Genomic DNA, 23,885 nt, shown 5'->3' with positions numbered 1-23,885 from the left:
TGAAACAGAGCGAAAGCGTCGGCCGAGAGAACCATATATGTTATAACAAGCCGGCGAACATAGGAGGTAGAAATGGAAGGGATTTATTATCAGGTTATTGATGTGACGGATTTTGGGCCGTATGTGACTAAGCTTGTTTTGGGAATGCCAAGAGATGTTGAAACCAAGGAATTAGAAAAAGATGCATTCAGCGTCTTCGTTACTATAAGAGATAAAAAAGGCGACGTGGTAGAAATGCCCAAATCCTTCATTGAACGAGATCAGTTCGTTCCCAGTCTGGGCTACAGAGTAATAAAGGACGTATATGCCAGCGACATGAAGGGGGGCAAGGTTTCAGGAAAAAGCAGATATGCTGCTCTTGAGCTTGAAATCGGACCTGCATATAAATGCAGCTCTGCCATTGCCGCAGATTTTAAGAATATCAATGGTCACGAGAGATACACAATTAATGATTACAGAGTTGACCAGATAAAAGAAATCGGTGATGGAGACGACAAGATAAGCGGTCTTACCTTTAGCCGCTGCGCCGGAGTTTTCAATCCCGATAAGGAGAGATTCCAGGAGTTTGATTCAGAGGATGAGACCAAGGTTCTCAGATACGGCTACTTCACTCCAAATCTCAAGGGTGGCAAAAAGCCCCTTATCGTATGGCTTCACGGCGCCGGAGAAGGCGGAGATGAAACTTCAATTTCGTATAGTGGAAACAATGTACCTGCTCTTACAGAGGACTGGGTTCAGAAAAAATTCGGAGGTGTTTTCGTTCTTTCACCTCAGTGTCCAACCATGTGGCTTGATGATGGAAGCGGCCAGTACGGTGACAGCGGTAATTCCAAATATGTTGAAGTATTAAAGGCTACAATCGACCACTTTATAGACAGATTCGCAGATGCAATTGACACAGATAGAATCTATGTTGGCGGAGATTCAAACGGTGGATTTATGACAATGCGAATGATCATGGATTATCCTGATTTCTTCGCTGCAGCATTCCCTATCTGCGAAGCGATGATAGACAACCAGATTACGGATGCTCACATCGATAGAATGAAGGATATGCCCATCTGGTTCACACATGCAAAGAACGATCCCGTTGTAGTTCCTGAAAAGTATGTATCACCTACCTACGATCGTCTCATGAAAGCAGGAGCAAAGAACGTACACTTCACCTTCTGGGACAAGATTGTGGATATGCACATGGGCTTTAAGGATGAAAACGGCAATCCATTCGAATATCTTGGTCACTTCGCATGGATCCCCATGCTTAACGATGATTGCAAGGTAGACTTTGACGGCAAGCCTGTAGTAGTTGACGGAAAAGAAGTAACACTTCTTGACTGGCTTGCTCTTCAGAAAAAGTAATTCAAATAAAAAGGAGATTTCAAACTATGGAAAAGGCAAAGATAAGAATTGGTTTAGCACCCACAAGAAGAAGCATTTTCAGTGCTCCCGATGCAATAAAGTTCGCTAACCTCACAAGAGATAAGCTTGATGAGCTTGGCGTTGAATATGTAGATATCAAGGACATTAACGAGGAAGGTCTTCTCTATGATGACGAAGACAGAATCAAGATTGCTGAGAAGTTCAAGAGAGAAAAGGTTGACGGACTTTTCCTTCCTCACGGCAATTTCGGAACAGAGTATGAGTGCGCAAGGCTTGCCAAGGAACTGAATGTTCCCGTACTTCTCTGGGGACCTCGTGATGAGAGACCTGAGCCCGACGGAATGAGACTTCGTGATTCTCAGTGCGGACTTTTTGCTACAGGAAAAGTTCTAAGAAGATTCGGTGTCCCCTTCACATACATGACAAACTGCAGACTTGATGATCCTGAATTTGCAAGAGGTGTTAAGGATTTCCTTGCTGTATGTAACGTTGTTAAGAAGTTCAGAAATATCAGAATTCTTCAGATTGGACCCAGACCCTTCGATTTCTGGAGCACCATGTGTAACGAGGGTGAGCTCCTTGAAAAGTTCAATATTCAGCTTGCACCTATTCCGATTCCTGAGCTTACAGCTGAGATTAAGACAGTAAAAGAAAAGACTCCCGATCAGGTTGCAGAGGTAGTTGCATACTGCCATGAAAACATGACCTGTGACATTTCCGAGGACCTTCTTACAAACGTAGCAGCTCTTAAGATTGCTATGAAGAATCTTGCAACAAAATATGGCGCAAGTGCAATCGCTATTCAGTGCTGGAATGCTCTTCAGGGCGAAATCGGAATCATGCCCTGCGCAGCAAATTCACTTCTTAACGAAGAGGGAATTCCTGTTGTATGTGAGACAGATATTCACGGTGCCATCACTCAGATTCTTGTTGAAGCTGCGGGCATGAATGAAAAGAGAGGTCTCTTTGCAGACTGGACAGTTCGTCACCCTGACAATGAAAACGGCGAGCTTTTACAGCACTGCGGACCGTGGCCTATTTCTGTTGCCAAGGAAAAGCCCACAATCTGCGTACCTGTTGCCTTTGAGCACAATGGTGCTGTTTCTGCTGAAGCAAAGCATGGCCTTCTTACACTGGCTCGTTTTGACGGCGATAACGGCGAGTACTCTATCCTTCTTGGACACGCTAAGGGTGTTGAAGGACCCTTCACAAAGGGAACCTATCTCTGGGTTGAGGTTGCAAACTTAAAGCGCCTTGAAGCCAAGGTTGTAGAAGGACCTTACATCCATCACTGCGTAGGTATCCACGAGGATATCGTGCCTGTAATCTATGAGGCATGCAAATACATCGGCGTTAAGCCCGATCTCTATGATCCTATCGAGGATAAGGTTAAGGCTTATCTTCACGGTGAAGATGTGGTATTTGATGAAGTTTAATCAGGAGGCAATTTGTGAGTAATCTTAAAGCATTAGCATACAAGTTAAGAAAAGATACAGTAGATATAATCATGGAAGGCGGCGGTGGTCACATCGGCGGAGACATGAGTGTTATGGAGGTTCTGGTTTCTCTTTATCTGGACAGAATGAACATCTCTCCGGAAAATCAGGACGATCCCGACAGAGACTTTTTCATAATGAGTAAGGGACACTCTGTTGAGGCATATTATGCCGTTCTTTGTGAAAAGGGCTTCCTTGATTTTGAAGAAGTAAAAAGCAAGTTTTCCAAATTCGGATCACAGTATATCGGACATCCAAACAACAAGCTTCCCGGCATGGAGATGAATTCCGGATCCCTTGGACATGGACTTCCTGTAAGCGTTGGTATATCACTTGGCAACAAGATGAATGGCAGAAAGAACCGCACCTATGTGGTTATGGGGGACGGCGAGCTGGCGGAGGGTTCAGTTTGGGAAGGCTTCATGTCAGGCAGTATGTATAAGCTTGATAATCTCTGTGCGATCATCGACAGAAACAGACTTCAGATTTCCGGAAGCACTGAGGATGTCATGGCCCATGAGGATCTTTTCCAGAGAATAAAAAGTTTTGGCTGGCACGTGATCAGCGTTGATGGTAATGACCTTGATGCACTTAAAGCAGCTTTTGATGAGGCTGAGGCTACAAAGGGAAAACCTACCTGCATAATCGCAAACACCACAAAGGGCAAGGGCTCAGCAGTTATGGAAAATAAGGCATCCTGGCATCATCACGTACCTACTGCCGAAGAATATGAGCAGATAATGAAAGACCTTGATGAGCACATTAAGGCACTTAGCTAATTTTGAAGTTATACCACCGAAGCATTTTGCGGCGGTTTGATTTGGAGGTCATTTAATGAATAACATACCCAATAGAAAAGTAATCTGTGATGTGCTCATGGAACATGCAAAGGATGATAAAGACATCGTTGTTCTTTGCAGTGATTCCAGAGGTTCAGCATCACTTGCACCGTTTTTTGAAAATTTTCCCGAGCAGTCAGTGGAGGTCGGAATAGCAGAGCAGGATCTTGTTAGTATCGCAGCAGGTCTTGCAAAGACAGGCAAAAAGCCTTTCGCAGCTTCTCCTGCAAGCTTTGTTTCAACAAGAAGCTATGAGCAGGCAAAAGTGGACTGTGCTTACTCCAACATGAACGTTAAGCTCATCGGAATAAGTGGCGGCGTAAGCTACGGCGCTCTTGGAATGAGTCACCACAGCGCACAGGACATAGCAGCTATGGCAGCAATTCCCAACATGAGAGTTTATTTGCCTTCAGACAGACATCAGACAAAATATCTTGTTGAGGCTCTTCTAAAGGATGAAAAGCCTGCATATATCAGAACCGGCAGAAATCCTGTAGAAGATACCTACACAGAGGATAATTGTCCTTTTGAAATGGATAAAGCTACAATCGTTAATGAAGGCAGTGACGTAACTATTATCGCTTGCGGTGAGATGGTTAAGCCTGCAGCAGATGCAGCAAAGCTCCTTGAAAAAGAGGGCATCAGTGCTGAAGTTATCGATATGTACTGCGTAAAGCCTCTTGATACTGAGGCAATAATTAAGTCTGTTCAGAAGACAATAGCAGTTGTAACAGTAGAAGAGCATGCACCCTTTGGTGGCCTTGGATCAATGGTTGCACAGGTTGTTTCTGCAAACTGCCCTAAGAAGGTTCTTGAAATCGCACTTCCCGATGCACCGGTTATCACAGGTACATCCAAGGAAGTGTTCGATTACTACGGAATGAATGCTGAGGGCATAGCTAAAAAAGCAAAGGAAGCGCTGGCATGAGCAGATATATTTTAGGTATAGATCAAAGCACTCAGGGGACGAAGGCCATAATTTTTGATGAAAAAGGAGCCCTGGTTGCCAGAAAGGATCTTCCCCACAAGCAGATCATCAATGATAAGGGCTGGGTTGAGCACGATCCTGAAGAGATTTATAAGAACACCATTGATGTGGTGAAGGAGGTAGTTTCATCCTCCGGTATAGACAAATCAGATATTGCAGGTGTTGGAATCAGCAATCAGAGAGAGACCTCTATTGCCTGGAAAAAGGATGGCACACCTGTTTACAACGCTATTGTATGGCAGTGCGCAAGAGCTGAGAGTATCTGTGATGAGATAATGCAGCAGGGACACGCCAGCAGAATAAGGGAAAACACAGGAATAAATTTGTCTCCCTATTTTCCTGCAGGTAAAATTGCATGGATTTTAAGAAACGTTCCTGAAGCTAAAAAGCTTTCAGAGGAAAATGCTTTATGCTACGGTACAGTTGATGCATACCTTGTTTATAGACTGACCGGCGGAAAGGTATTTAAAACTGACTATTCCAATGCATCCAGAACTCAGCTTTTCAATATTGGAAAGCTTTGCTGGGATGAGGAAATCTGCAGGATTTTTGATATACCGGTATCGGGACTTCCTGAAGTCACAGATTCTGACGGTGATTACGGAGAAACAGATTTTGAGGGATTCCTTGATAATCCTGTTCCCATAAGGGGTGTTCTTGGTGATTCCCACGGAGCTTTATTCGGACAGGGCTGCCATGAAAAGGGAATGGTAAAGGCTACCTATGGCACAGGTTCATCAGTGATGATGAATATCGGAAAAGACAAAGTTTTAAGTGACCACGGCCTTGTGACATCTCTTGCATGGAGCATGGGCGGAGAGCCTATGTATGTCCTTGAAGGAAACATCAATTATTCAGGAGCAGTTATAACATGGCTTAAGGATGATCTTGAGCTTATTAGCTCTGCATCTGAGACAGAAGAGCTTGCAAGAAAAGCTTCTGAGGACGATCATTCATACCTTGTTCCTGCTTTTTCCGGACTTGGTGCACCTTACTGGGACGGCAAGGCAGAAGCGGTAATCTGCGCAATGACCAGAACCACAAGAAAAGCGGAGATAGTCCGTGATGCTCTTAACTGCATCGCTTATCAGATCACAGACATCGTAAAGGCTATGAATGATGATGCAGGAGTTCCTATAACAGAACTTAGAGCTGATGGAGGCGCTACTAAAAACGGCTACCTTATGCAGTTTCAGTCAGATATCGTGGGCGTTCCGGTAATGGTTCCTCCCGCTGAAGAGCTTTCAGCTATGGGTGCTGCCTATGCCGCAGGACTTTCGCTTGGAATCTATAACAAGGCAGAGCTGTTTGACGGAGTAGAGAGAAAAGCCTTCACACCGGCAATGGATAAGAGTGAAGTTGATAAGAAATACAACGGCTGGAAGGCTGCTGTCAGAAAGGTACTTCAGCCATAATAAGATGCTTTGTGCATGAAGAGGGGATGAAAATGGTACTTCGAGAAATCAGAGAAAATGAATATGACCTTCTAAAGGATTTTCTATACGAGGCTATTTTTATCCCTGAAGGCGCAGAGGCATCGGTACTGAGCTTATGGTTCGAATGCTGGAATTGCTAAAAGAGAAAGGCTATAAGCAGACTTCTTTATCAGTGCAGAAAGCTAACTATGCTGTGAAGATGTATGAAAATGTCGGAACTTTTTATTTGAGCCATTTTTTATACTTATTATTCCTTTCAGAATATGCTATTATAAAATTAATAAAAATTTAAGAATTTTTTCTGTGAGGGATGGAAAGAATGAACGCAATATGCGTCGATGACGACGATCTTATATTGAATCTTACGATTTCCTTTATGGATGAGTCGGGTTTCTTCGATGAAGTTATCGGATTTACTTCGGCTAAAGAAGCAATTGAATATGCGGAAGAAAATAGTGTAGGCGTTGCGCTTCTTGATGTCGATATGCCTGAGATGGACGGAGTTACTCTGGCTGCCAGACTAAGGGAGAAATATCCTAAGGTTTCAATAGTTTTTTTAACCGGATATGCACAATATGCCCTTGATGCATTTTCGGTTCACGCAGACGGTTATCTGCTAAAACCAATTGAAAAAGAAAAGTTATTTGAAGAGCTTAAGTACATTGTGGAGAATAAGGAAGAGGAGACACCTTACCTTATAAAGGCCATGACCTTTGGAAATTTTGATATTTTCAAGGATAATGAGCCTGTAGTATTTAAGCGTTCAAAATCAAAAGAGCTTCTTGCTTATCTGATAGACCAGCGGGGCGGAACAGTGACAAGACCTGAAGCTTTTGCGGCATTGTGGGAGGATGGATTTTACGATCGCTCAATGCAAAAGCAGATGGACGTAATTGTCCGAAGCCTGAAGGAGACACTGGCAAAATATGAGATAAGCGATATCCTGGAAATACGAAGTGGTTCCATGAGAGTCAGACCGGAGCTGATAGACTGCGATATGTACAAATATCTGGAAGGCGATAAGGATGCGATATCATCTTTTAGAGGTGTTTACATGAATTCCTATTATTGGGCAAGCCTGACAGAAGCAGAGCTCCTTGATGATTATTGATTTAAGCATAAGAAAATTGCACTAGGATGCAGGAGAGAGTGCATCCTAGTGCAATTTATCGCAGCATCTATATTTAATACAGATACTTAGTTCACTTTAAATCTCCCCCTCAAGAAATCTAAATGAATTTACGATACGACTTTAGTATAAATACCTATGTCCAACAAAAGTCCAACACATTAGGTATTTACCTGAAATTTTTTTATGATGGGAGTATTTACTATGATTTTACCTGTATCTGACGCATCAAAAGCAAAGATAATGGTTGTGGATGACGATCAGTTCAATCTGCAGTTTGTAAGAAAGCTGCTTGATGGCGTAGATGTGCAACTAAGGATGGTAACAGGTGGGGAACAGTGCTTAAAGCGTCTTGATGACACCTTTGATCTTGTCATTCTTGACCGCATGATGCCGGGGATGGACGGAATCGAAACTCTTAAGGAGATTCGAAAGCTCTATGCTGAGATGCCGGTACTGGCTGTGACTGCAAGTGCTGAGGAGGATGGAAAGAAGTTTTACACCGATCTTGGTTTTACGGATTACCTTCAGAAGCCGATTGAAGGTGACAAGCTAAAGGATGCATTGAAAGAGTATCTGCCGCCTCAGAAAAGTCCTTTCAAAGAGGGCGATAGTGAAGCTGCCATGGCATCACCCGATGAGGATGACCAGGAGCTTTTGCAGGAGCTGTCTAAGATTGATGGAATCTCTGTTGAGGATGGTCTGAAATTCTGCGGAAATTCAAAGTCCCTTAAGAAATTCCTGAACAATTTTGCTACCGCCGTTGACGGAAAAGCTCTTGAAATAGAGGATGCCTATGACAGAGGGGATAACCTGTTTTTTACAACCAAGGTTCATGCCCTGAAAAGTACAGCCAGAATTATCGGAGCTACGGAGCTTGCGCAGCTTGCTGAGGCAGTTGAAAAAGCAGGCAAGGAAGAAGATTTTAATTTCATAAATGAAAACAAGGATAAACTCTTGACTCTTTATCGCAGCTATAAAGAAAAGTTAAGGGTTATTTGTGCTATAATAAATGAATAATTAGCAAGCAGGGGGACCTGCGGAAAGGGGAGTTGTCATGCAGATTTATGTTTCGGCAAACGTAGTTCGAAGTGGCGACGGAACGAGAAATCACCCGTTCCGCTTTATTCAGGAGGCTGCAGATATCGCAAAGGCCGGTGATGTTGTAATTGTTGCACCCGGTATCTACAGAGAGTATGTTCATCCGGTTAATTCCGGAACAGAAGATAAACCCATTGTTTATACCTCAGTGGAGCCTCTCGGAGCAGTTATTACAGGCGCTGAGAGAGTTACTGACTGGGCTCATTTTAACGGCGAGGTATGGAAGATCAATGTACCGAATAGTATTTTCGGCAGCTATAATCCCTTTACTGTACCTGTAAAGGGCGACTGGTTCTTTTCACCAAAGGAGGTTCATACAGGTGATGTCTATCTTAACGGCAAATCCATGTATGAGGTTTCCTCTATCAGTGAGTGCGAGAATCCGCTAGTTAGCAGAGCTTCCTGGGAGCCGGATTTTTCTGTGTTCACATGGTTTTCTGCGCAGGAAGCCGGAGATACGGTCATCTTTGCAAATTTCCACGGTCTGGATCCCAACGAAGAAAATGTAGAAATAAGTGTCAGAAGAAACTGCTTTATGCCTTTGGAAAACGGTATTAATTACATTACCGTTTCAGGTTTTTCACTTAGGCAGGCTGCAACGCAGTGGGCACCTCCCACGGCCTATCAGGACGGCCTTATAGGTCCGCATTGGGCTAAGGGCTGGATTATTGAAGACTGCGAAATCTCAGAATCCAAGTGCAGCGGTATTTCTCTTGGAAAATACCTGCAACCCGGAAATGACAATAAATGGACCACGGCCTTCCATAAGGATGGCACTCAGACAGAGAGGGATGCAATCTGTCAGGCTGTAAACGAAGGCTGGAATAAGGAAAATATCGGATCTCACATTATCAGACGTTGTGATATCCATGATTGCGGACAGACCGGTATCGTGGGCCATCTTGGCGGTGTTTTCAGCACCATAGAAGATAACCATATTTACAGAATTAATAATAAGCAGAATCTTGCAGGTGCAGAGATTGGCGGTATCAAGATGCACGCTGCAATTGATGTTGTAATAAGAAGAAACCACATTCACAACTGCACAAGAGGTCTGTGGCTTGACTGGCAGGCTCAGGGAACAAGAGTCACCCAGAATTTCTTCCATGACAATACGCCGCCACAGGGGTGCGAAATTTCAAACCCTCTCAGTCTTGGAGAGGATATTTTTGTTGAAGTATCCCATGGTCCGACTCTGATAGATCACAATCTGATGCTTTCGGATATTTCCATGAGACTCAGCACTCAGGGAATTGCCCTTGTACATAATCTAATTAATGGTTCATTTTCCTATGTGGGAAGCGGTACTGATAACGGCGGTCTTAAGTTCCAAAGCTGCAGATATACTCCGTATCATGTGCCTCATTCAACGGCCATAGCCGGATTTATGACAATCCTTCACGGAGATGCCAGATTCTACAACAATATTTTCGTGCAAAAGGAAATACGTCAGGATTTAAGGGATTATGTAAACAGCATGGATATGGGAACCATGGAGGAATGCAATCTTATCTGTGGTACTGTGCCCTATAACGGTTATCCAACAGCAGCGAAGTATTTTGAGTCTCTTAAGCCTGATTTTACTAAAAAATTCGGCCCCGGCTACAATGATAAATACTATGATCATCTGCCTGTTTGGGCTTATGGCAACGCATATTTTAACGGCGCAAAGCCTTGTGACAGTGAGATAAATCCTCATATTGAGAGTAATCACACCGTAAAGATCATGGTTTCGGAGGAGGAAGGAAATTTCAGACTTCATACCAACCTCTATGAGTATCTGCCAAGGTCCATGACCAGAATGATTTCTACTGAGACTTTAGGTGAAGCCTTCGAACCGGAGCAGAGATTCGAGAACAGGGACGGTACGCCTATTTTGTTCGATACCGATTACTTCGGAAGAAAAAGAGGAATCCATCCTCTCTGCGGCCCCTTTGAAGAAGGTGCGGGAGACAGATTTACCGTATTTTTTGGCGGTCATGATGACAGGGCAATAGCTTTTCATCAGGAGGATCGTCTTGAAGGAAGAACCAGAAAAAGGATTGTTCAGAAGGAAGAACCTGAGGCTGTAGAGATACAGTCAAATATTACTATGACTAATTGCGAAAATGTCTCATTTCCTTATAACGGCACGCTTTTCCAGGTGCAGGACATTTTTGTAAAAGGAAATACAGCGTGGCTTCGCGACCTAAAAACGCAGAAGCTTATTGAAGTTGACTGCGAATATGGCATATACTCTGAGAAGACGAAGTGGAAGGTCAACTCATTGCAGTCAATCGATGCTTCCATGGATATGAATATGGGCGGACTTGTTCAGACAGTCGGAACATTATTGTGTATACTTAGTAAGAGTATGACACACGATCCCGATGATGCCTGCAAAACTATCAGCGAGAGAGTAAACAGAGAATTAGAGCCCAGAATTACCATGAGGCTTACGCCTAAATATTTAAAATTTATACAGGAGAAGAAATTTATTTCGCTTGAGGATGTAATCTACAGAGTTAAAACAACACCTGTTGAGCCTGTGGCAGAAACAGTGGAAAATCTGTGATGGTTTGCGAAATATAGTAGGAAATGGAAAGAAGAACTAATTGGTACAAACTTGATAATGCGGCAAAAATAATACCGTCTACGGTTAGAGGCGCAAATACCAGAGTTTTCAGAATCAGCTGCGAACTCTTTGAGGATGTGGATGGGGAGATTTTACAGAGAGCTCTTGATGAGACCATAGATGAATATCCCTTTTTCAACTGCATTTTGAGAAGAGGTCTGTTCTGGTACTATCTGGAGGATTCTTCACTTAAATGCGTTGTTGAAGAGGAGCATCTGCCTGTTTGCAGTGCACTTTATCTGCCCGGAAAAAAGAGCCTTCTTTACAGAGTTATCTATTATAAAAAGAGAATCAGCATGGAGATGTTCCACGTACTGGCAGACGGTACCGGAGCCTTCAGCCTTTTCAGAAGAATAGTCACAAGATATCTTGAGATAGCTCATGATTTCCACGTTGACGGAGATTTTTTCGGAGCAGAGATTGCATCCCTGCAGGAGATGAACAATGATGCCTTCAAGCATTTTTATCAGAACGTTAAGGGCTTAAAGCAGCTTAAGAGTCTTTCATCCAATCATGCATATCAGCTCCACGGAGAGACAGATGCCAATAATGAATCTCACATTGTTGAGGCGACGGTTTCAGCTAAGGCTTTTAAAAAGTTGGCGGAGCGCTATGGCTGTACTGTAGGTGTTCTCAGTACTTCAATTTATATCGCCGCTATCATTGATACCATGTCCACGGCTCAGAAAAAGAAGCCAATCATTGTCAGCGTGCCCGTAAACCTAAGACAGTACTTTAAGTCCAACACCGCAAGAAATTTCTTCGGTGTTATAAGTATAAGATTCGATCCCATTGATTTTGACAATACCTTGGACAGTATTATCAAGGTTGTAAGCGAGTCCTTCAAGAAGCAGCTTGAGCCCGAGAGAGTTAACAATACAATGAATTCCTATGCGGCTCTTGAACATAACCTCGCAATCAAGGTTGTTCCGCTTTTTATAAAGGATTATGCCATCGGCAGATTCGATGCAGCTGCTAAGAGCGGCGTTACCACATCCATTTCCAATATGGGTGTAATAAAAATGCCTGCGGAGGTTACTCCCTTCATTGAGAGATTCAGTGCTTTCATGACCGCCTCCAAGGAACAAATCACGATCTGCAGCTTCAGAGACAAGATGGTCTTTGGAGAATGTTCTGCATTTACAACGCATCCTACAATGCTTAATCTTTGCAGAAGAATTACTGCAGAGGGAATTGGAGTTGAAATCGCCACCAACGATTTTGACATCGTTCCCGATAAACAAAGTTCTCACGAGGTGAAAAAGTAATGTTATATTGTCCGAAATGTAAAATTGCCATAAGAGGCAAAAAGCAGTGCTGCCCGCTTTGCCAAGGTAAGATCCTTGATAAGGATGGCATGAAAAGAGCAGCGATAGATGAAGATATTTATGATATTGATGATTTTGAAGATGACGACGAAGCTTTTCCTATTTTGAATGAAAGGAAGATTACAGGCGTCACCTTCATAAGGATATGCACCTTTTTACTTGCTATTGTTATTGTTGTATGTGTAGCACTCAGATATCTTTTCGGGGAGATGATGTCCTGGACAGGGGCTACTATCCTTGGAAGTATTGTGGTGTGGCTTGATATTATCGCAATAATGAAGTACCGCTACAATATTTTGAAGGTGCTTGCCGTTGAGGTCGTGGTTGCAATAATCGTCGATTATTACATCGATAAGATGACTGGCTTTTATGGCTGGAGCGTAACATGGATGATTCCCTTCTGCCTGATCGGACACACCATTGTGACCTATATTATTGCAAAGGCAATGAAGCTCAGGTTTGAGGAGTACATCACTTATATTGGTTTTGACGCAGTACTTTCATTTGCTCAGATATTCTTTATCTGGAAAGGAGAAAATACACTTCCCTATGCAGCTGTATTTACCATGGCCGGTTTTGCAATCGTAATGGTTGCCGCCATCATCTTCAGGTTCAGAGAGCTTAGAAGCGCTGCGGGAAGAATGTTTAACGTTTAGGTTTAAATCTGCTTTTCATAATAAATTGCTTTTGAGGGGAGGATACCTTTATGGGTATTCGTGAAAAAAGACAGATTAGAAAACAGATGCTGGAGCTTCATCTTGGGGATTTTGTAGAGAGCTCCATCGGAAAAAGGATTGTTGAAAAGGATATGCTGGCACCGGAATTACCGGAAGATCCTGAGAAAAAGGTCTGGTACAGGGTGCCTGTTCCAATGGGCATATCGGGGGATGGCTCTGAATATTATATCTATGTCAAAATAGCTGATCCCAAAAAGCTGTGTATCTTTTTCTCCGGCGGCGGTGTTGCATGGAATGAATACACGGCGGCAAGACCTGTCTCAGGTGGTAAGGTGGCAGCTGCTCTTCCCAATTATTATTGGAATAATCTAAGACCTTTCACTCAGATCATGAATATAGATATGGGAATCATGAATATGAAGGATACGGGCAATCCCTTCAGGGATTACAGTATCATTGATATTCCCTATGCTACAGGCGATTTCCATGTGGGAAATAATGAATTTCCGTATAAAGGAGAGGATGGGGATGACCACGTCCTTTATTTTCATGGATATCTGAATTTTATGGAGGGTATGGCCAGAGCAAGGAACCTTTTCAGTAATCCCAAAAAGCTCCTCATAGCCGGAAACAGCGCCGGTGCCTTTGCTGTACCTGCACTTACTGATGAGATACTTAGCGTGTGGTATCAGGGTGTAAGTGATGTCACGGTATTTTCCGACAGCGCACTTCTTTTATATAAAAAGTGGGCGTATACTGCAAGAGAAGTATGGAAGGCGCCGCAGCCGATCTGTGAGGCGATTAATTCTGACAATATCACTCTTAGCTGGTACAAGGCGCTATACGCCAAGTACGGAGATAAGCTGAGATATCTATATTCAAGTTCTACCAAGGATTATGTTTTAAGCGCGTATTACAACGATGTTACCTATAAAAAATATGCCACCGATGAGGATGTTCAGAAGGCATATTTTGAGCAGTTAAAGGAAATGGTAGCTGAGCTTAAGAAAATAACTCCTGATTTTCACATGTTTATAAATAACTGGGAGATTCCTCTCATCACTAAGGGAGGAACGGTGCATACAGCCGTAAGGGAGCCTTATTTTACAAGGTTTACCCAGGACGATGTCACAATGGCAAGGTGGCTGTATGATGCAGTGAATGGTAATTTATATGATATAGGCATGGAACTTCTTGAATCAGACTAAATTTTATCGTATTTTATGCCGAAATATCATTTGTAAATAGTAACCAAAATACTACGGGGAATTGCTTATGCGAAAGGGTACTATAGCAAAAACTATAAGAAGAACCATTCTTGCATTGTCCTGTATCACTTTTATAGCGGGTACGGGTGTTTTTGCTGTTCAGATGTACTCAGAGCAAAAGAGCAGTGCCAACATGAAAAAGGTTCAGGCAATGGCCTCCGTAACTGTTCAGAAAAACAACAAGGTTATTGCAGCCGGTGCGGATCCTGAAGAGGAAAACACCAATCTCGTTACTCTTAAGATGGAATATCTTACAAAAAAGAATTCCGATATGAAGGGATGGCTTCGGATACAGGGAACGGTCATCGATTACCCTATAATGTTCAAGGAGGATGACAACGACTACTATCTTGAGCATGATTTTTTCAAAAATGCAGACAGGAACGGACTTCTTGTTCTTGATAAGAGATGTAACAGCGATTTAAACGATAATCATCTTCTTATACATGGACACAACATGAAATCCGGTGCGATTTTTGGAACTCTTAAGTATTTTAAGGACGAGCAGTATATGCGAAAGCATCAGGCCTTTGAGCTTGATACTGCTACGGAGCAGAGGTTTTATGAGGTGATAGCTGTTCTTGATACATCGGCGAACGGCGAAAATGGCTTTAAGTATTCCGATTACATCAATCTTGATGATAAAGAAACCTTTGATACCTATGTTGCCAATCTGAAGGCCAGATCCCTTCACAAGATTGCGGCAACCGCCACCTACGGCGATGAGCTTTTGACATTATCGACCTGTGATTACACCATGAAAAACGGAAGACTTCTGGTAGTTGCAAAAAGAGTCTGCTAGAGAAAAGGGGAGTTAAATATGAGAAAAATAAGGATATTGCTTGCAATACAGATATTTGTACTCTTGCTTATGGCTCCGGCTATGGGACAGAAAGCCTATGCAGTTAAAGTTGATATAAAGGACAACTACGATGCGGGACTTCTTGATGATGAGAAGGATTCCGATAAGGAGAAGGCAGAGGAAGCGGCTGCGGCAGAAAGCGCAAGCTCAGGAACATCATCAAGCAAGGCTTCAAATAATGCATCAAGTAAAGCAAGCACTTCAAATAAAGCCACAAGCACAAATGCTGCATCATCTGCATCATCTGCTGCATCAACTCCTGCAACATCAGTAAGTGCCGCAACATCTGAATCAACTCCGGTTGCAGCAACCGTGGCCACAACCACCAACGATCTGCCAAAGACAGGAGATGACAACAGGATTGCCATTACCTTTATAGTTATGCTGGCAAGCCTTTCCGTATTCCTTACAACTCTGCTTGCAGGGCGATTTGGCAAAAATGTTTAAGAATTAATTTAAAAATACTTATAAATTGGCTATAAACTTTCCATAAATTATCCGATATAATGACAGTAAGTGAAACCGAATATGAGGGGAGTAGGATTTATGGTTCATGTTTTAGCAGCGATCGTCTTTTTGATCGCAGTCGGTGTTATCTGGTTCGTTCCCAGAACAGCACCGGAAGAATAACCAATGTGACTGAGGACCGCGGCTATAGGCTGCGGTTTTTAGTTTTTACAGATCTAAATAATTCTGACCGCTTCTGGATAATTCCAAACAGGAAAAGACATTACAAAATTAATATAATAAGAGATTAATTTTGTCATCTTGCAATAACGCGTCAAAGTGATAAAGTATTTTCTAAGTTGTTTTGTATAAAAACATCAAGAAACTTGATTAAGTTTAATTGATTAAAATCGGGTTTCAGGGAGAGAGAAAATGATATCAAAAGGGGATTATCTGAAAGACCTTCTTTACCGCTATCGGGTAAATTTCGATATAACTGAAAATTTCAAATTAGGGAATGCTGTTTATCCTGCCTATGCGTATTTTCATTCCTTCAGTGAAAAATACGTACTTAGAAAGGAAGCTCAGCTCTGGGCTGTGAATGCATTTGAGCATGTTTTTTTCATAGAGGAAGATACATTAAACGCAGCTACTTTTGATTTAATCAGAGAGCAGATTACACAGACCATTGAGCCGCAGCTTGTAAGGAAGGGCGGCAAATATCCTGAAAAGGACCATATGTGCAGCTATCTGACCTTCGTTATCCTGACAGATGATGAGATTTCTGATGAAGTAAAAAAGGAAGTTAAGAAATTTAAGTTTGATAAAGGCTATATGTTTAACTTCAGGGGACACAGTGAAGCCAGGATTGCAGCGGTTTCCATGAAGTCAGAGGAAATTGTTACAAATTCCAATGCAAAGGATATGAGAAAGCTTTTGCAGGATGTATTTGATAAACAGGGGAGAAAGGAAACAAGCCCATCTTCAGGTGAAATAGCCTGTTGATATACATAATGGGGAATAAGGAGGAGAGAAGTAATGAATGCAGCAGTACTTTTGATCGCAAGTTTAGCCATACTTGCCGTAGGTTACGTGGTATATGGCGGATATCTTGCAAAACAGTGGGGGATTGATCCCAGTAGGAAAACACCGGCTCACGAGCTTGAGGACGGTATGGATTATGTTCCTGCAAAAACACCCGTAGTTATGGGACATCATTTTTCATCTATCGCAGGTGCAGGCCCGATCAACGGACCTATCCAGGCAGCGGTTTTTGGTTGGGTACCTGTTTTACTCTGGGTTCTTATCGGAGGAATTTTCTTTGGTGGAGTTCATGATTTTGGAGCTCTTGTAGCATCACTTCGTCACAAGGGACAGTCAATCGGTGAGATCATCGATGATTCAATGGGAAGAAAAGCTAAGAGACTTTTCCTTACCTTTGGTTATCTGACACTGCTTCTTGTTGTTGCAGCTTTCAGCTCAATCGTTGCAAGCACCTTCGGCAGCACAACCTCAGCAGGCGCAGCAGTAGAGGGAGCAGCTCTTGCAGCTAATGAGTCAACCGCTATGATTTCTATTCTGTTCATCGGTCTGGCAATGGCCTTTGGATACTTTGTTTACAGAAAAAATACCAACATCGTTGTAGCATCAGTTCTTGGCGTTGCAGGTATCGCAGCAATCGTGGCAATCGGTCTTAATTTCCATCCGATTTCACTTACTTACAATTCATGGATGTGGATCGTTGGAGCATATATCCTTGTTGCCAGCGTAACTCCTGTATGGATTCTGCTTCAGCCCAGAGATTACCTTAGCTCATTCCTGCTTTACTTCATGATCGCAGCAGGCGTGATCGCAGTTATCGGCGGCGTTGTAACAGGAAACGGAAGCTTCTCAGTACCTGCTTTCGGTGATGCAGCACTTAAGGGAACAGGCGTATTTACAACAGGTACAGCTTTCCCTGCACTTTTCGTGACAATTGCATGTGGAGCTATTTCAGGTTTCCACTCACTTGTATCTTCAGGAACAACAGCTAAGCAGCTTGACAACGAGAAGCACGCACAGCCTGTAGCTTATGGTTCAATGCTTATCGAGTGTGCAGTTGCAGTTATTTCACTTTGTGCTATCGGCTTCGTATGGAGCGCAGCAGCTGAGGGTGCTTACGCTAGCCCCACTCAGGTATTTGCAGGCGGCTTATCAGCGATGATCGGATCCTTCGCACCCGGTCTCCAAAACATCATGTACCAGATGCTGATCCTTGCAGTTTCAGTTTTCTGCCTTACATCGCTTGATACAGCTACACGCCTTGCAAGATATATGTTCCAGGAATTCTTCGTGGATCAGGATGTTGACAAGAAGGATCTTGCAGGCTACAAAAAGGTTCTTGCTAATCCTTACGTAGCAACAGCTATCACAGTTGTACTTGGTGTAAGCCTTGGTATGACAGGTTATACAAAGATTTGGCCTCTCTTTGGTGCAGCTAACCAGCTTCTTGCAGCTATCGGACTTCTTGCAGTATGCACATGGCTTGGTCAGGTTGGAAAGAACAACAAGATGTTCTATGTTCCCATGGTATTCATGCTTGCAGTAACTATCTGCTCGCTGGTTCAGACAATTATGGCAAAGATGACAGCATACCTTAGCGGAGCAGCTGATGTTTGGGCCCTCATCCAGTCAGCTATCGCAGTACTTCTGATCGTTCTTTCACTGGTACTTGCAGGAATCGCAGCAAAGACACTTTACGGTCAGTATGTTGAAAAGAGTGCAAAGAAGGCAGCATAAGTAATTTCATAACATAATTAAAGGACAAAAGGTGCATGAGCCTTATGGAACATGCGCCTTTTTTATTGCGTATATTCACACGGAATGCTAAAACTTATTCTGTTGTGTTCTGCAACATTCAATATTTTTGGGTAGTGTCAAATGATTTATGGAAGGTCGGTCAATCATTAGCTGCTTTTTAGTTTTTTACAGTTGCTGTTTTGAATTACGTGGGTATCGTGAAAAACAATATTTATTCACGTAAGAAAATCAGGAAATGGTGAAGTGGATTACGGGGATGAATGGGAAAATGTGATTTATCCACGTAAGATTGGCGGAAAAAAAGGCTCAGGATTACGGGGGTGCTTAGAGAAATGAGATTCATCCACGTAAGAATGGCGGAAAAATGGCTAAAAATTACGGGGATGAAAAAAGAAAAACAATATTTTCCACGTAATAAAACAACGAGAGGATTAAAAATGAAAACCAGGAATAAGTGGACAGGATTATTAGCCCTATTATTTGCAGCGATATTACTCGTAAACGGGAACCATGCCATTACTGCTAAAGCAGTTCAGTTTTCGGTGAGAGATACCTATCCGCCCCGTAACTATACACCTAAAAGAATAAGGATCAGAGTAGATTCTGCTTTCAATCACGCTATGGAGGCAGAATATGATGGAGCAGTACATGTAGAGAGCATAAAAACTTATAGTAAGAAGTTTAAGACTTTCAATACTCAAACATTAACCGCCTACAGAAATAACGAGCTGACCACTGAAATTGATATGGGATTTTACGCTTTAAAGGCAGGAAAATACAAGGTCACCTTTGATATTGTAAAAGAGGATGGAAGTCGTGAGAAAAAGAAAATCATGGTCTATGCTTACGACGATTACCCCATTAAGAAGATAACCTTTGGAGGTAAACAGATTCCGTATCCTGCACTTGATGAGTTTCCCAGAATGAACTATCCTGCAAAAGGAAAGTTTAAAGTTACCATGACTCCGGGATACAAACTTGTGCGAATAGAAAAGATATCCTATAAGCATGCGACAAAGGAAAATGGCGAAATAGAAACCGTAAAAGATATTAAAAAGGTAAAAAACGGATCATCGGTAGCTTTGTCAAATGTGGCATATAAAGTCGCATTTAAGTTCTATGGTTATGAAGTTTCAAGCCATGAAATGAATGCGCAGACCAAATTCCGTATCTATTACAAGGACAAGTATTCAAAGACTATTGAATACAGAGACTTTGTCTTATATAAGCTTGTGAACTATGAGAAGTAAATGATAAAGGTGGCATTTTATCTTTATCAGCCATCATAGTAATCGCAGCCAAGTTCTTCCAGGGGTGTATTTATGTTCTGATTAAAAGCAGAGAGACTTGTCATGGCTCCGGTTTTTACATTGACAAGGTATAGGTCATAACCACCACGGCCTCCCTTTTTGGAGCTGCTTACAATTATATATTTTGAGGAAACACAGCAGGCATCTGAGCAATCATAGTGCCTGCTGTTACATTTTAAGGATTTTGCTTTTCCTGTTTTTAGATTATATCTGATGATCTGATCTACCCTGTTGCACTTATTATAGCCTTTCGAGAAGTACAGATATTTTCCGTTGTCGCTTACTATAGGATAGTAGGACTGAACTCCGGCCTCTTTATAAAGGGAACGATTCTCTTTGGAAGAAGTGCCATTTTTATTGCCGGCAGATGCTACCTTTATAAACATGTTTTTCCCCTTTCCTTCTACGTAAAAAATCTTCTTTCCATTTTTACTGTAGTAGGGCATGGACTTTTCGGAAGAACCTGTGATCAGTACCTTTTGCCTGGAGGATTTAAGGCTGTATCTTACAATTCTTGTTCCCTTTCCCTTTGGATTACTTTGCTTAAAAATTATATATTTTCCCTTGGGATCATATTTTGGATCCTCATCATCAAGACCGTTACCTTTAGTAAGATTGCGGGGATTTTTTTCTCCAAAGGTATACTCATAGATATCCCATTCATCATCAGTAGTCTGTCCCATGAAAGTGATTGCTTTTCCGTCTTTTCTAAAGCAGGCATTCATGGGATTTTTAATGTCACTCCAATTAGTGCTCAGGCATGCAAGGGTATCTGAGCCAAAATCATACAGATATATGTTGCTATCCTGGGCATTATAGTCTGAATATGAGTGGTAAACTATTTTTCCTTTCGGCTTTTCTGCCGCATGAGCTATTGTCGGCGCTGATGAGATAACGATTATCGTGATAAGTGACAGAAAGTAAGAATAGATATGTCTCATAAAAAGTCCCCTCTCTTTGAAAAAAGCCTCAAAACCGCATAACCATGCGACTTTGAGGCTAAGCAGAACACGGGAGTCGAACCCGCCTCTTCAGCTTGGGAAGCTGACATACTACCGATGTACTAGTCCTGCAAGTATTGCTGTTAACAACTACATTTTATTCAAGTAATTGTTCAAACAACTATTTAATAATAGCCAAATTGTGCTATAATTTCAAGTGGTATGAACAAGTAATATTTTATTTGAAAATATTTTGTTGGGAGGTAGTGTTATGGCAGTAGATAAGGCAAAAGCAGTAGAAAAAGGTAAGGGATTTGCTAACGAGTTCCGTGAGTTTATCATGCGTGGCAACGTAATGGATCTGGCAGTCGGTGTTATCATCGGTGGAGCATTCCAGGGAATCATCAATTCTCTTGTAAATGACATTATAATGCCGATTATCAGCATGCTTACAGGTGGAATCGATTTCTCTAACTGGTTTGTATCTCTTGACGGATCAAGCTACAGCACACTTGCAGCAGCTCAGGAAGCAGGAGCAGCAACACTTAACTATGGTGTATTCATCACAGCTATCATCAATTTCCTGTTAATGGCTCTGGTTATCTTCTGTATCGTTAAGTCACTGAATAAGCTCAGCGATCGCGTTAAGAAGGAAGAAGAGGAGGCAGCTCCTACAACCAAGATCTGCCCTCACTGCAAGAGCGAGATCAACATCGAAGCAACAAAGTGCCCTTGCTGCACATCTGATCTTAAATAAATCACAAAACTAACTCGAGCCCCGGAAATTCAATCCGGGGCTCGTTTTACATAGTTATCACATCTGATGTTTTACAACTTCGTACTCATTATTATTTCTGTAGTAAGGACATTCGCTGTGAGAGTTATTCATCAGCTTGGCGTAATCGTCCTCATCCATGTTGACGCCGCAGTAGTATGCTTCGTCGTCTTCATCGTATTCATAGTAGGTGCAGTCATCACAGTGCATTTGCATAAATCTTTACCTCGCAAATTTCATAGTATTGCTGCACGGAATTAAGCGGCAGCATGGTTGTTATTTTTTGAAAAATTCGTATTGTGTCTTAAGCTCATCAGGTATTTCAATGCCTTCATTTTGCAGCCTCTTCATGATATTGGTAAGAGGCCTTGCAAGACCGGCATTGTGGGCTGTGAACTTCTTTATCAGCTCGCCGTATTGAGGATTGTCCGCCATCTTTTCACGAAGCTCCTTGGAGAAGGGGCAGAAGGTGAAGAGGATTTCCCTGGCAATCTTGTTAAGGCGGGGTGAAGCGTTGGCTTCAAACTTAATATAGCTGATGTAATCGCTGACAAATACATTCTTGTAGTTGTTGTTGAATTTCTGAAGCTGGGTTTTCAGCTTTTCCTTCATGTCTGTAGAAAGAGAGTGGTTCTTCTTGTAAAACTGCAGATAATCACAGTACATGGATGTAAGAGAAGGATCTGTTACATCGTTCCAGTGAACACCCTGCTCGGTCTTACACATCTCCCAGCGGAACTCACCACACAACTTAATAAGAATATCATCAAGTGTCTCAGTATTAAAGATGGAAATTATAAGTCTTGCGGGAGTGTTTCGCTTTTTGCCTTCAATTTCCTGCCATACAGCGGCTCTGCTTCCCATATTTGGCATAAGAATCATTATAGGCGTTACGTCTTCGTTTAGAAGAACCTGCGGTACATTTATTTCGACATTTGAATACAGTCCGCCTCTGCAGAAAACAGAATAATCAACAGAGCGGATATAGTCATAAAAATCATGAATTTTTTTGTAATCAACATAAGCGGTATCAAGTGGACGTACCACATTTTCCGAATCAAAAACAGGAACGTACATGGAGGGGCGTCCAAAGCTCATTCTGTTACCAAGGGCAAGTAGATTCTTTACCTCGAATTTGAGTCTTTCAAGGGGATCCATCTTCATTTCTTCCATCTGAGCTTCGGATATATCACCACTTGTTTTCAGGGTGCGAAGAGCAGTGAAGTAGTCCTCATCGAATTCATTTCTTGAGGGCTCACGCTGCATTCCGTATACCTTCTTAAGCCACTCATAGCAGGTCATCACAAGACCTTCAGGGTCGGGCTTATAGGTTTTCATTAAAACATAGAGCTGCCTCGTGTTTTCAAGACCTGCAAGCTCCTCATCCACAAAGCCGAACATAAGGAACATCATAACCTCGGACGGAACCATAGGATCGCTGAGGCTTCGAAGGAAAGCAGAGGTATAGATTGTGTAATAATCCTGAGCTACCTTTCGTCTTAAAGCTCTGCTCTCATCAGAAGAGTCATATCTTCCGGGAGTAGCCTTGAATTCCTTGATTATCTCTCTGAAGTTTGCTGTTGCTTTTTCGTCGGCATCAGCGTATTGAAGAATTGTATTCAGAGCATCTTTTATATCTATGTCTGTGGCCTGACCTTCAGTGCCGTTACGCTTCATGTCGTTAGCTTTAGCTCTGACAAGCTGCATGGTTGATTTAAATTTAGCAACCTGCTTTGTCATGTTTTCATAGTATTCTGCAAGCTCCAGCCTACAGGCCGCATTGAAGGACAGAGCCTGAATGGAATACAGTATCATACCGTTGGCGATATCTGCTGATAAGCCATAGCAGTATTTTTTTAGAAGATCCTCTTTTGAAGCCATAGTTCTGTAGAATTTTTCCTGCCATTCTGAGAGAGCAGAAACCTTCTCCGGAGGATTTACATTTTCAATTTCCGGGAAATGCTCAACTTCCTGACCGACAGAAATAGCCATTACAGGGTATTCCTGCGCATCCTTTTTTATCTGCTCGATTTCGGCGCAAATTTTATCGTAGTCATCGTTGTATTTGTCGATGGAGCTTACGATTATCTTGATGGTCTGAGCGGCAAGGATCGGGGATATTTTAGGGTTTGAGCTGACTACCTTATAAAGGTCGTCCTGAGAAGAATAGGGGTATGAATAAACAGCTGATTCCTCCATTGAGGTGTAGGTGAAGGCATACTTTTTTCCGGGATGCTCGGCAGCACCAAGTATTCCGCCCACTTCGACAGTTATCGATTCACCGTCAATAGTTACGCAGACCTTTCCTTTAACGACAATTTCTATTGTTTCGACTGTATCGCCCTTTTTATGGATAATCTCATTTGCCTTAAGATTAACGAGCCCCATAAGAACCCCCTTATCGAAATTGTATAGTTATAAATATTATAAATGATTTTTCATACACAATTCATTAAAGTTTGGTAAACATAATTCAAATTAAATAGAAATTTTAT

The 23,885-nt window shown here is 42.2% G+C and carries 21 protein-coding genes, 1 tRNA gene and 1 pseudogene; 19 read left to right on the top strand and 4 right to left on the bottom strand.

What is annotated here, in order from left to right; genetic code table 11:
• The first annotated feature begins 72 nt into the window (after positions 1-72).
• From G608_RS0103270 to G608_RS0103190, 18 genes and pseudogenes are all read left to right on the top strand, one after another.
• Positions 73-1,359: a prolyl oligopeptidase family serine peptidase gene (locus G608_RS0103270; RefSeq protein WP_026494825.1), complete on the top strand. Its 1,287-nt coding sequence runs from the start codon at positions 73-75 to the stop codon at positions 1,357-1,359.
• Between the two features lie 26 nt (positions 1,360-1,385).
• Entirely contained in the window at positions 1,386-2,816 is a 1,431-nt protein-coding gene (locus G608_RS0103265) for an L-fucose/L-arabinose isomerase family protein (RefSeq protein WP_026494824.1), read from the top strand.
• Between the two features lie 14 nt (positions 2,817-2,830).
• Positions 2,831-3,655, top strand: a complete 825-nt coding sequence (locus G608_RS0103260) for a transketolase (protein ID WP_026494823.1) — start codon at positions 2,831-2,833, stop codon at positions 3,653-3,655.
• A 55-nt stretch (positions 3,656-3,710) separates the two neighbouring features.
• Positions 3,711-4,643, top strand: a complete 933-nt coding sequence (locus G608_RS0103255; RefSeq protein ID WP_026494822.1) for a transketolase family protein — start codon at positions 3,711-3,713, stop codon at positions 4,641-4,643.
• Positions 4,640-6,118 (top strand): glycerol kinase GlpK, encoded by a 1,479-nt coding sequence (glpK, locus tag G608_RS0103250; RefSeq protein ID WP_026494821.1) that lies wholly within the window; start codon positions 4,640-4,642, stop codon positions 6,116-6,118. Before G608_RS0103255 ends, glpK begins: the two co-directional genes overlap by 4 nt.
• 32 nt (positions 6,119-6,150) lie before the next feature.
• Positions 6,151-6,279 (top strand): hypothetical protein, encoded by a 129-nt coding sequence (locus G608_RS24530; RefSeq protein WP_330366861.1) that lies wholly within the window; start codon positions 6,151-6,153, stop codon positions 6,277-6,279.
• A pseudogene (locus G608_RS24395) lies at positions 6,228-6,431 on the top strand (GNAT family N-acetyltransferase); the annotation flags it as partial. The gene G608_RS24530 and the pseudogene G608_RS24395, both read left to right, overlap by 52 nt.
• Positions 6,432-6,458: 27 nt before the next feature.
• Complete coding sequence (locus G608_RS0103240) at positions 6,459-7,250, top strand: response regulator (protein WP_026494820.1); 792 nt, start codon at positions 6,459-6,461, stop codon at positions 7,248-7,250.
• 222 nt (positions 7,251-7,472) lie between these two features.
• The gene (locus tag G608_RS0103235) at positions 7,473-8,288 is read left to right on the top strand and encodes a response regulator (RefSeq protein ID WP_026494819.1); all 816 of its coding nucleotides are present in this window, start codon (positions 7,473-7,475) and stop codon (positions 8,286-8,288) included.
• Between the two features lie 37 nt (positions 8,289-8,325).
• Positions 8,326-10,923 carry a right-handed parallel beta-helix repeat-containing protein gene (locus G608_RS19695; protein ID WP_081677264.1) on the top strand — a complete coding sequence of 866 codons (2,598 nt, stop codon included), beginning with the start codon at positions 8,326-8,328 and terminating at the stop codon, positions 10,921-10,923.
• A 23-nt stretch (positions 10,924-10,946) separates the two neighbouring features.
• Complete coding sequence (locus G608_RS0103225) at positions 10,947-12,251, top strand: hypothetical protein (protein WP_026494818.1); 1,305 nt, start codon at positions 10,947-10,949, stop codon at positions 12,249-12,251.
• Complete coding sequence (locus G608_RS0103220) at positions 12,251-12,967, top strand: DUF6320 domain-containing protein (RefSeq protein ID WP_026494817.1); 717 nt, start codon at positions 12,251-12,253, stop codon at positions 12,965-12,967. Before G608_RS0103225 ends, G608_RS0103220 begins: the two co-directional genes overlap by 1 nt.
• 50 nt (positions 12,968-13,017) lie before the next feature.
• On the top strand, positions 13,018-14,196 hold the full coding sequence (locus tag G608_RS0103215; RefSeq protein ID WP_026494816.1) for a pectin acetylesterase: 1,179 nt from the start codon (positions 13,018-13,020) through the stop codon (positions 14,194-14,196).
• A 67-nt stretch (positions 14,197-14,263) separates the two neighbouring features.
• The gene (locus tag G608_RS19690; RefSeq protein ID WP_051208760.1) at positions 14,264-15,058 is read left to right on the top strand and encodes a class B sortase; all 795 of its coding nucleotides are present in this window, start codon (positions 14,264-14,266) and stop codon (positions 15,056-15,058) included.
• An 18-nt stretch (positions 15,059-15,076) separates the two neighbouring features.
• Positions 15,077-15,565, top strand: a complete 489-nt coding sequence (locus tag G608_RS0103205) for a hypothetical protein (RefSeq protein ID WP_026494815.1) — start codon at positions 15,077-15,079, stop codon at positions 15,563-15,565.
• 432 nt (positions 15,566-15,997) lie between these two features.
• Entirely contained in the window at positions 15,998-16,570 is a 573-nt protein-coding gene (locus G608_RS23815) for a hypothetical protein (protein WP_051208758.1), read from the top strand.
• A gap of 33 nt (positions 16,571-16,603) precedes the next feature.
• Positions 16,604-18,343 (top strand): carbon starvation CstA family protein, encoded by a 1,740-nt coding sequence (locus tag G608_RS0103195; RefSeq protein WP_026494814.1) that lies wholly within the window; start codon positions 16,604-16,606, stop codon positions 18,341-18,343.
• 458 nt (positions 18,344-18,801) lie between these two features.
• Positions 18,802-19,614: a hypothetical protein gene (locus tag G608_RS0103190; RefSeq protein WP_026494813.1), complete on the top strand. Its 813-nt coding sequence runs from the start codon at positions 18,802-18,804 to the stop codon at positions 19,612-19,614.
• Positions 19,615-19,640: 26 nt separating this feature from the next.
• On the opposite strand, the gene G608_RS0103185 is transcribed toward G608_RS0103190, so the two are convergent.
• Positions 19,641-20,615, bottom strand: coding sequence for a TolB family protein (locus G608_RS0103185; RefSeq protein ID WP_026494812.1), 975 nt, complete (start codon positions 20,613-20,615; stop codon positions 19,641-19,643).
• Positions 20,616-20,676: 61 nt separating this feature from the next.
• Positions 20,677-20,747: transfer RNA gene (locus tag G608_RS0103180), tRNA-Gly, on the bottom strand.
• A gap of 139 nt (positions 20,748-20,886) precedes the next feature.
• On the opposite strand from G608_RS0103180, the gene mscL reads away from it, so the two are divergent.
• Positions 20,887-21,372 carry a large conductance mechanosensitive channel protein MscL gene (gene mscL, locus G608_RS0103175; RefSeq protein ID WP_051198092.1) on the top strand — a complete coding sequence of 162 codons (486 nt, stop codon included), beginning with the start codon at positions 20,887-20,889 and terminating at the stop codon, positions 21,370-21,372.
• Positions 21,373-21,429: 57 nt separating this feature from the next.
• Here the strand turns inward: mscL and G608_RS23520 are convergent, their stop codons facing one another.
• The gene (locus G608_RS23520; protein WP_196810121.1) at positions 21,430-21,606 is read right to left on the bottom strand and encodes a DUF6472 family protein; all 177 of its coding nucleotides are present in this window, start codon (positions 21,604-21,606) and stop codon (positions 21,430-21,432) included.
• Between the two features lie 60 nt (positions 21,607-21,666).
• Positions 21,667-23,778, bottom strand: coding sequence for a cyclic nucleotide-binding domain-containing protein (locus tag G608_RS0103165; protein ID WP_026494810.1), 2,112 nt, complete (start codon positions 23,776-23,778; stop codon positions 21,667-21,669).
• Positions 23,779-23,885 lie beyond the last annotated feature (107 nt).

The sequence above is a fragment of the Butyrivibrio sp. WCD3002 genome, from assembly GCF_000424265.1.
In the GTDB taxonomy this organism is placed as follows: Bacteria; Bacillota; Clostridia; order Lachnospirales; family Lachnospiraceae; genus Butyrivibrio.
The sequence above is the reverse complement of the archived record's forward strand: the minus strand, read 5'-3'. Positions and strand labels throughout refer to the sequence as shown.

Excerpts from the sequence above, each read along its gene's own strand:
- G608_RS0103270 (WP_026494825.1), top strand. The coding sequence starts at position 73 with ATGGAAGGGATTTATTATCAGGTTATTGATGTGACGGATTTTGGGCCG.
- G608_RS0103265 (WP_026494824.1), top strand. The coding sequence starts at position 1,386 with ATGGAAAAGGCAAAGATAAGAATTGGTTTAGCACCCACAAGAAGAAGC.
- G608_RS0103255 (WP_026494822.1), top strand. The coding sequence starts at position 3,711 with ATGAATAACATACCCAATAGAAAAGTAATCTGTGATGTGCTCATGGAA.
- glpK (WP_026494821.1), top strand. The coding sequence starts at position 4,640 with ATGAGCAGATATATTTTAGGTATAGATCAAAGCACTCAGGGGACGAAG.
- G608_RS24530 (WP_330366861.1), top strand. The coding sequence starts at position 6,151 with ATGGTACTTCGAGAAATCAGAGAAAATGAATATGACCTTCTAAAGGAT.
- G608_RS0103240 (WP_026494820.1), top strand. The coding sequence starts at position 6,459 with ATGAACGCAATATGCGTCGATGACGACGATCTTATATTGAATCTTACG.
- G608_RS0103235 (WP_026494819.1), top strand. The coding sequence starts at position 7,473 with ATGATTTTACCTGTATCTGACGCATCAAAAGCAAAGATAATGGTTGTG.
- G608_RS19695 (WP_081677264.1), top strand. The coding sequence starts at position 8,326 with ATGCAGATTTATGTTTCGGCAAACGTAGTTCGAAGTGGCGACGGAACG.
- G608_RS0103225 (WP_026494818.1), top strand. The coding sequence starts at position 10,947 with ATGGAAAGAAGAACTAATTGGTACAAACTTGATAATGCGGCAAAAATA.
- G608_RS0103220 (WP_026494817.1), top strand. The coding sequence starts at position 12,251 with ATGTTATATTGTCCGAAATGTAAAATTGCCATAAGAGGCAAAAAGCAG.
- G608_RS0103215 (WP_026494816.1), top strand. The coding sequence starts at position 13,018 with ATGGGTATTCGTGAAAAAAGACAGATTAGAAAACAGATGCTGGAGCTT.
- G608_RS19690 (WP_051208760.1), top strand. The coding sequence starts at position 14,264 with ATGCGAAAGGGTACTATAGCAAAAACTATAAGAAGAACCATTCTTGCA.
- G608_RS0103205 (WP_026494815.1), top strand. The coding sequence starts at position 15,077 with ATGAGAAAAATAAGGATATTGCTTGCAATACAGATATTTGTACTCTTG.
- G608_RS23815 (WP_051208758.1), top strand. The coding sequence starts at position 15,998 with ATGATATCAAAAGGGGATTATCTGAAAGACCTTCTTTACCGCTATCGG.
- G608_RS0103195 (WP_026494814.1), top strand. The coding sequence starts at position 16,604 with ATGAATGCAGCAGTACTTTTGATCGCAAGTTTAGCCATACTTGCCGTA.
- G608_RS0103190 (WP_026494813.1), top strand. The coding sequence starts at position 18,802 with ATGAAAACCAGGAATAAGTGGACAGGATTATTAGCCCTATTATTTGCA.
- G608_RS0103185 (WP_026494812.1), bottom strand. The coding sequence starts at position 20,615 with ATGAGACATATCTATTCTTACTTTCTGTCACTTATCACGATAATCGTT.
- mscL (WP_051198092.1), top strand. The coding sequence starts at position 20,887 with ATGGCAGTAGATAAGGCAAAAGCAGTAGAAAAAGGTAAGGGATTTGCT.
- G608_RS23520 (WP_196810121.1), bottom strand. The coding sequence starts at position 21,606 with ATGCAAATGCACTGTGATGACTGCACCTACTATGAATACGATGAAGAC.
- G608_RS0103165 (WP_026494810.1), bottom strand. The coding sequence starts at position 23,778 with ATGGGGCTCGTTAATCTTAAGGCAAATGAGATTATCCATAAAAAGGGC.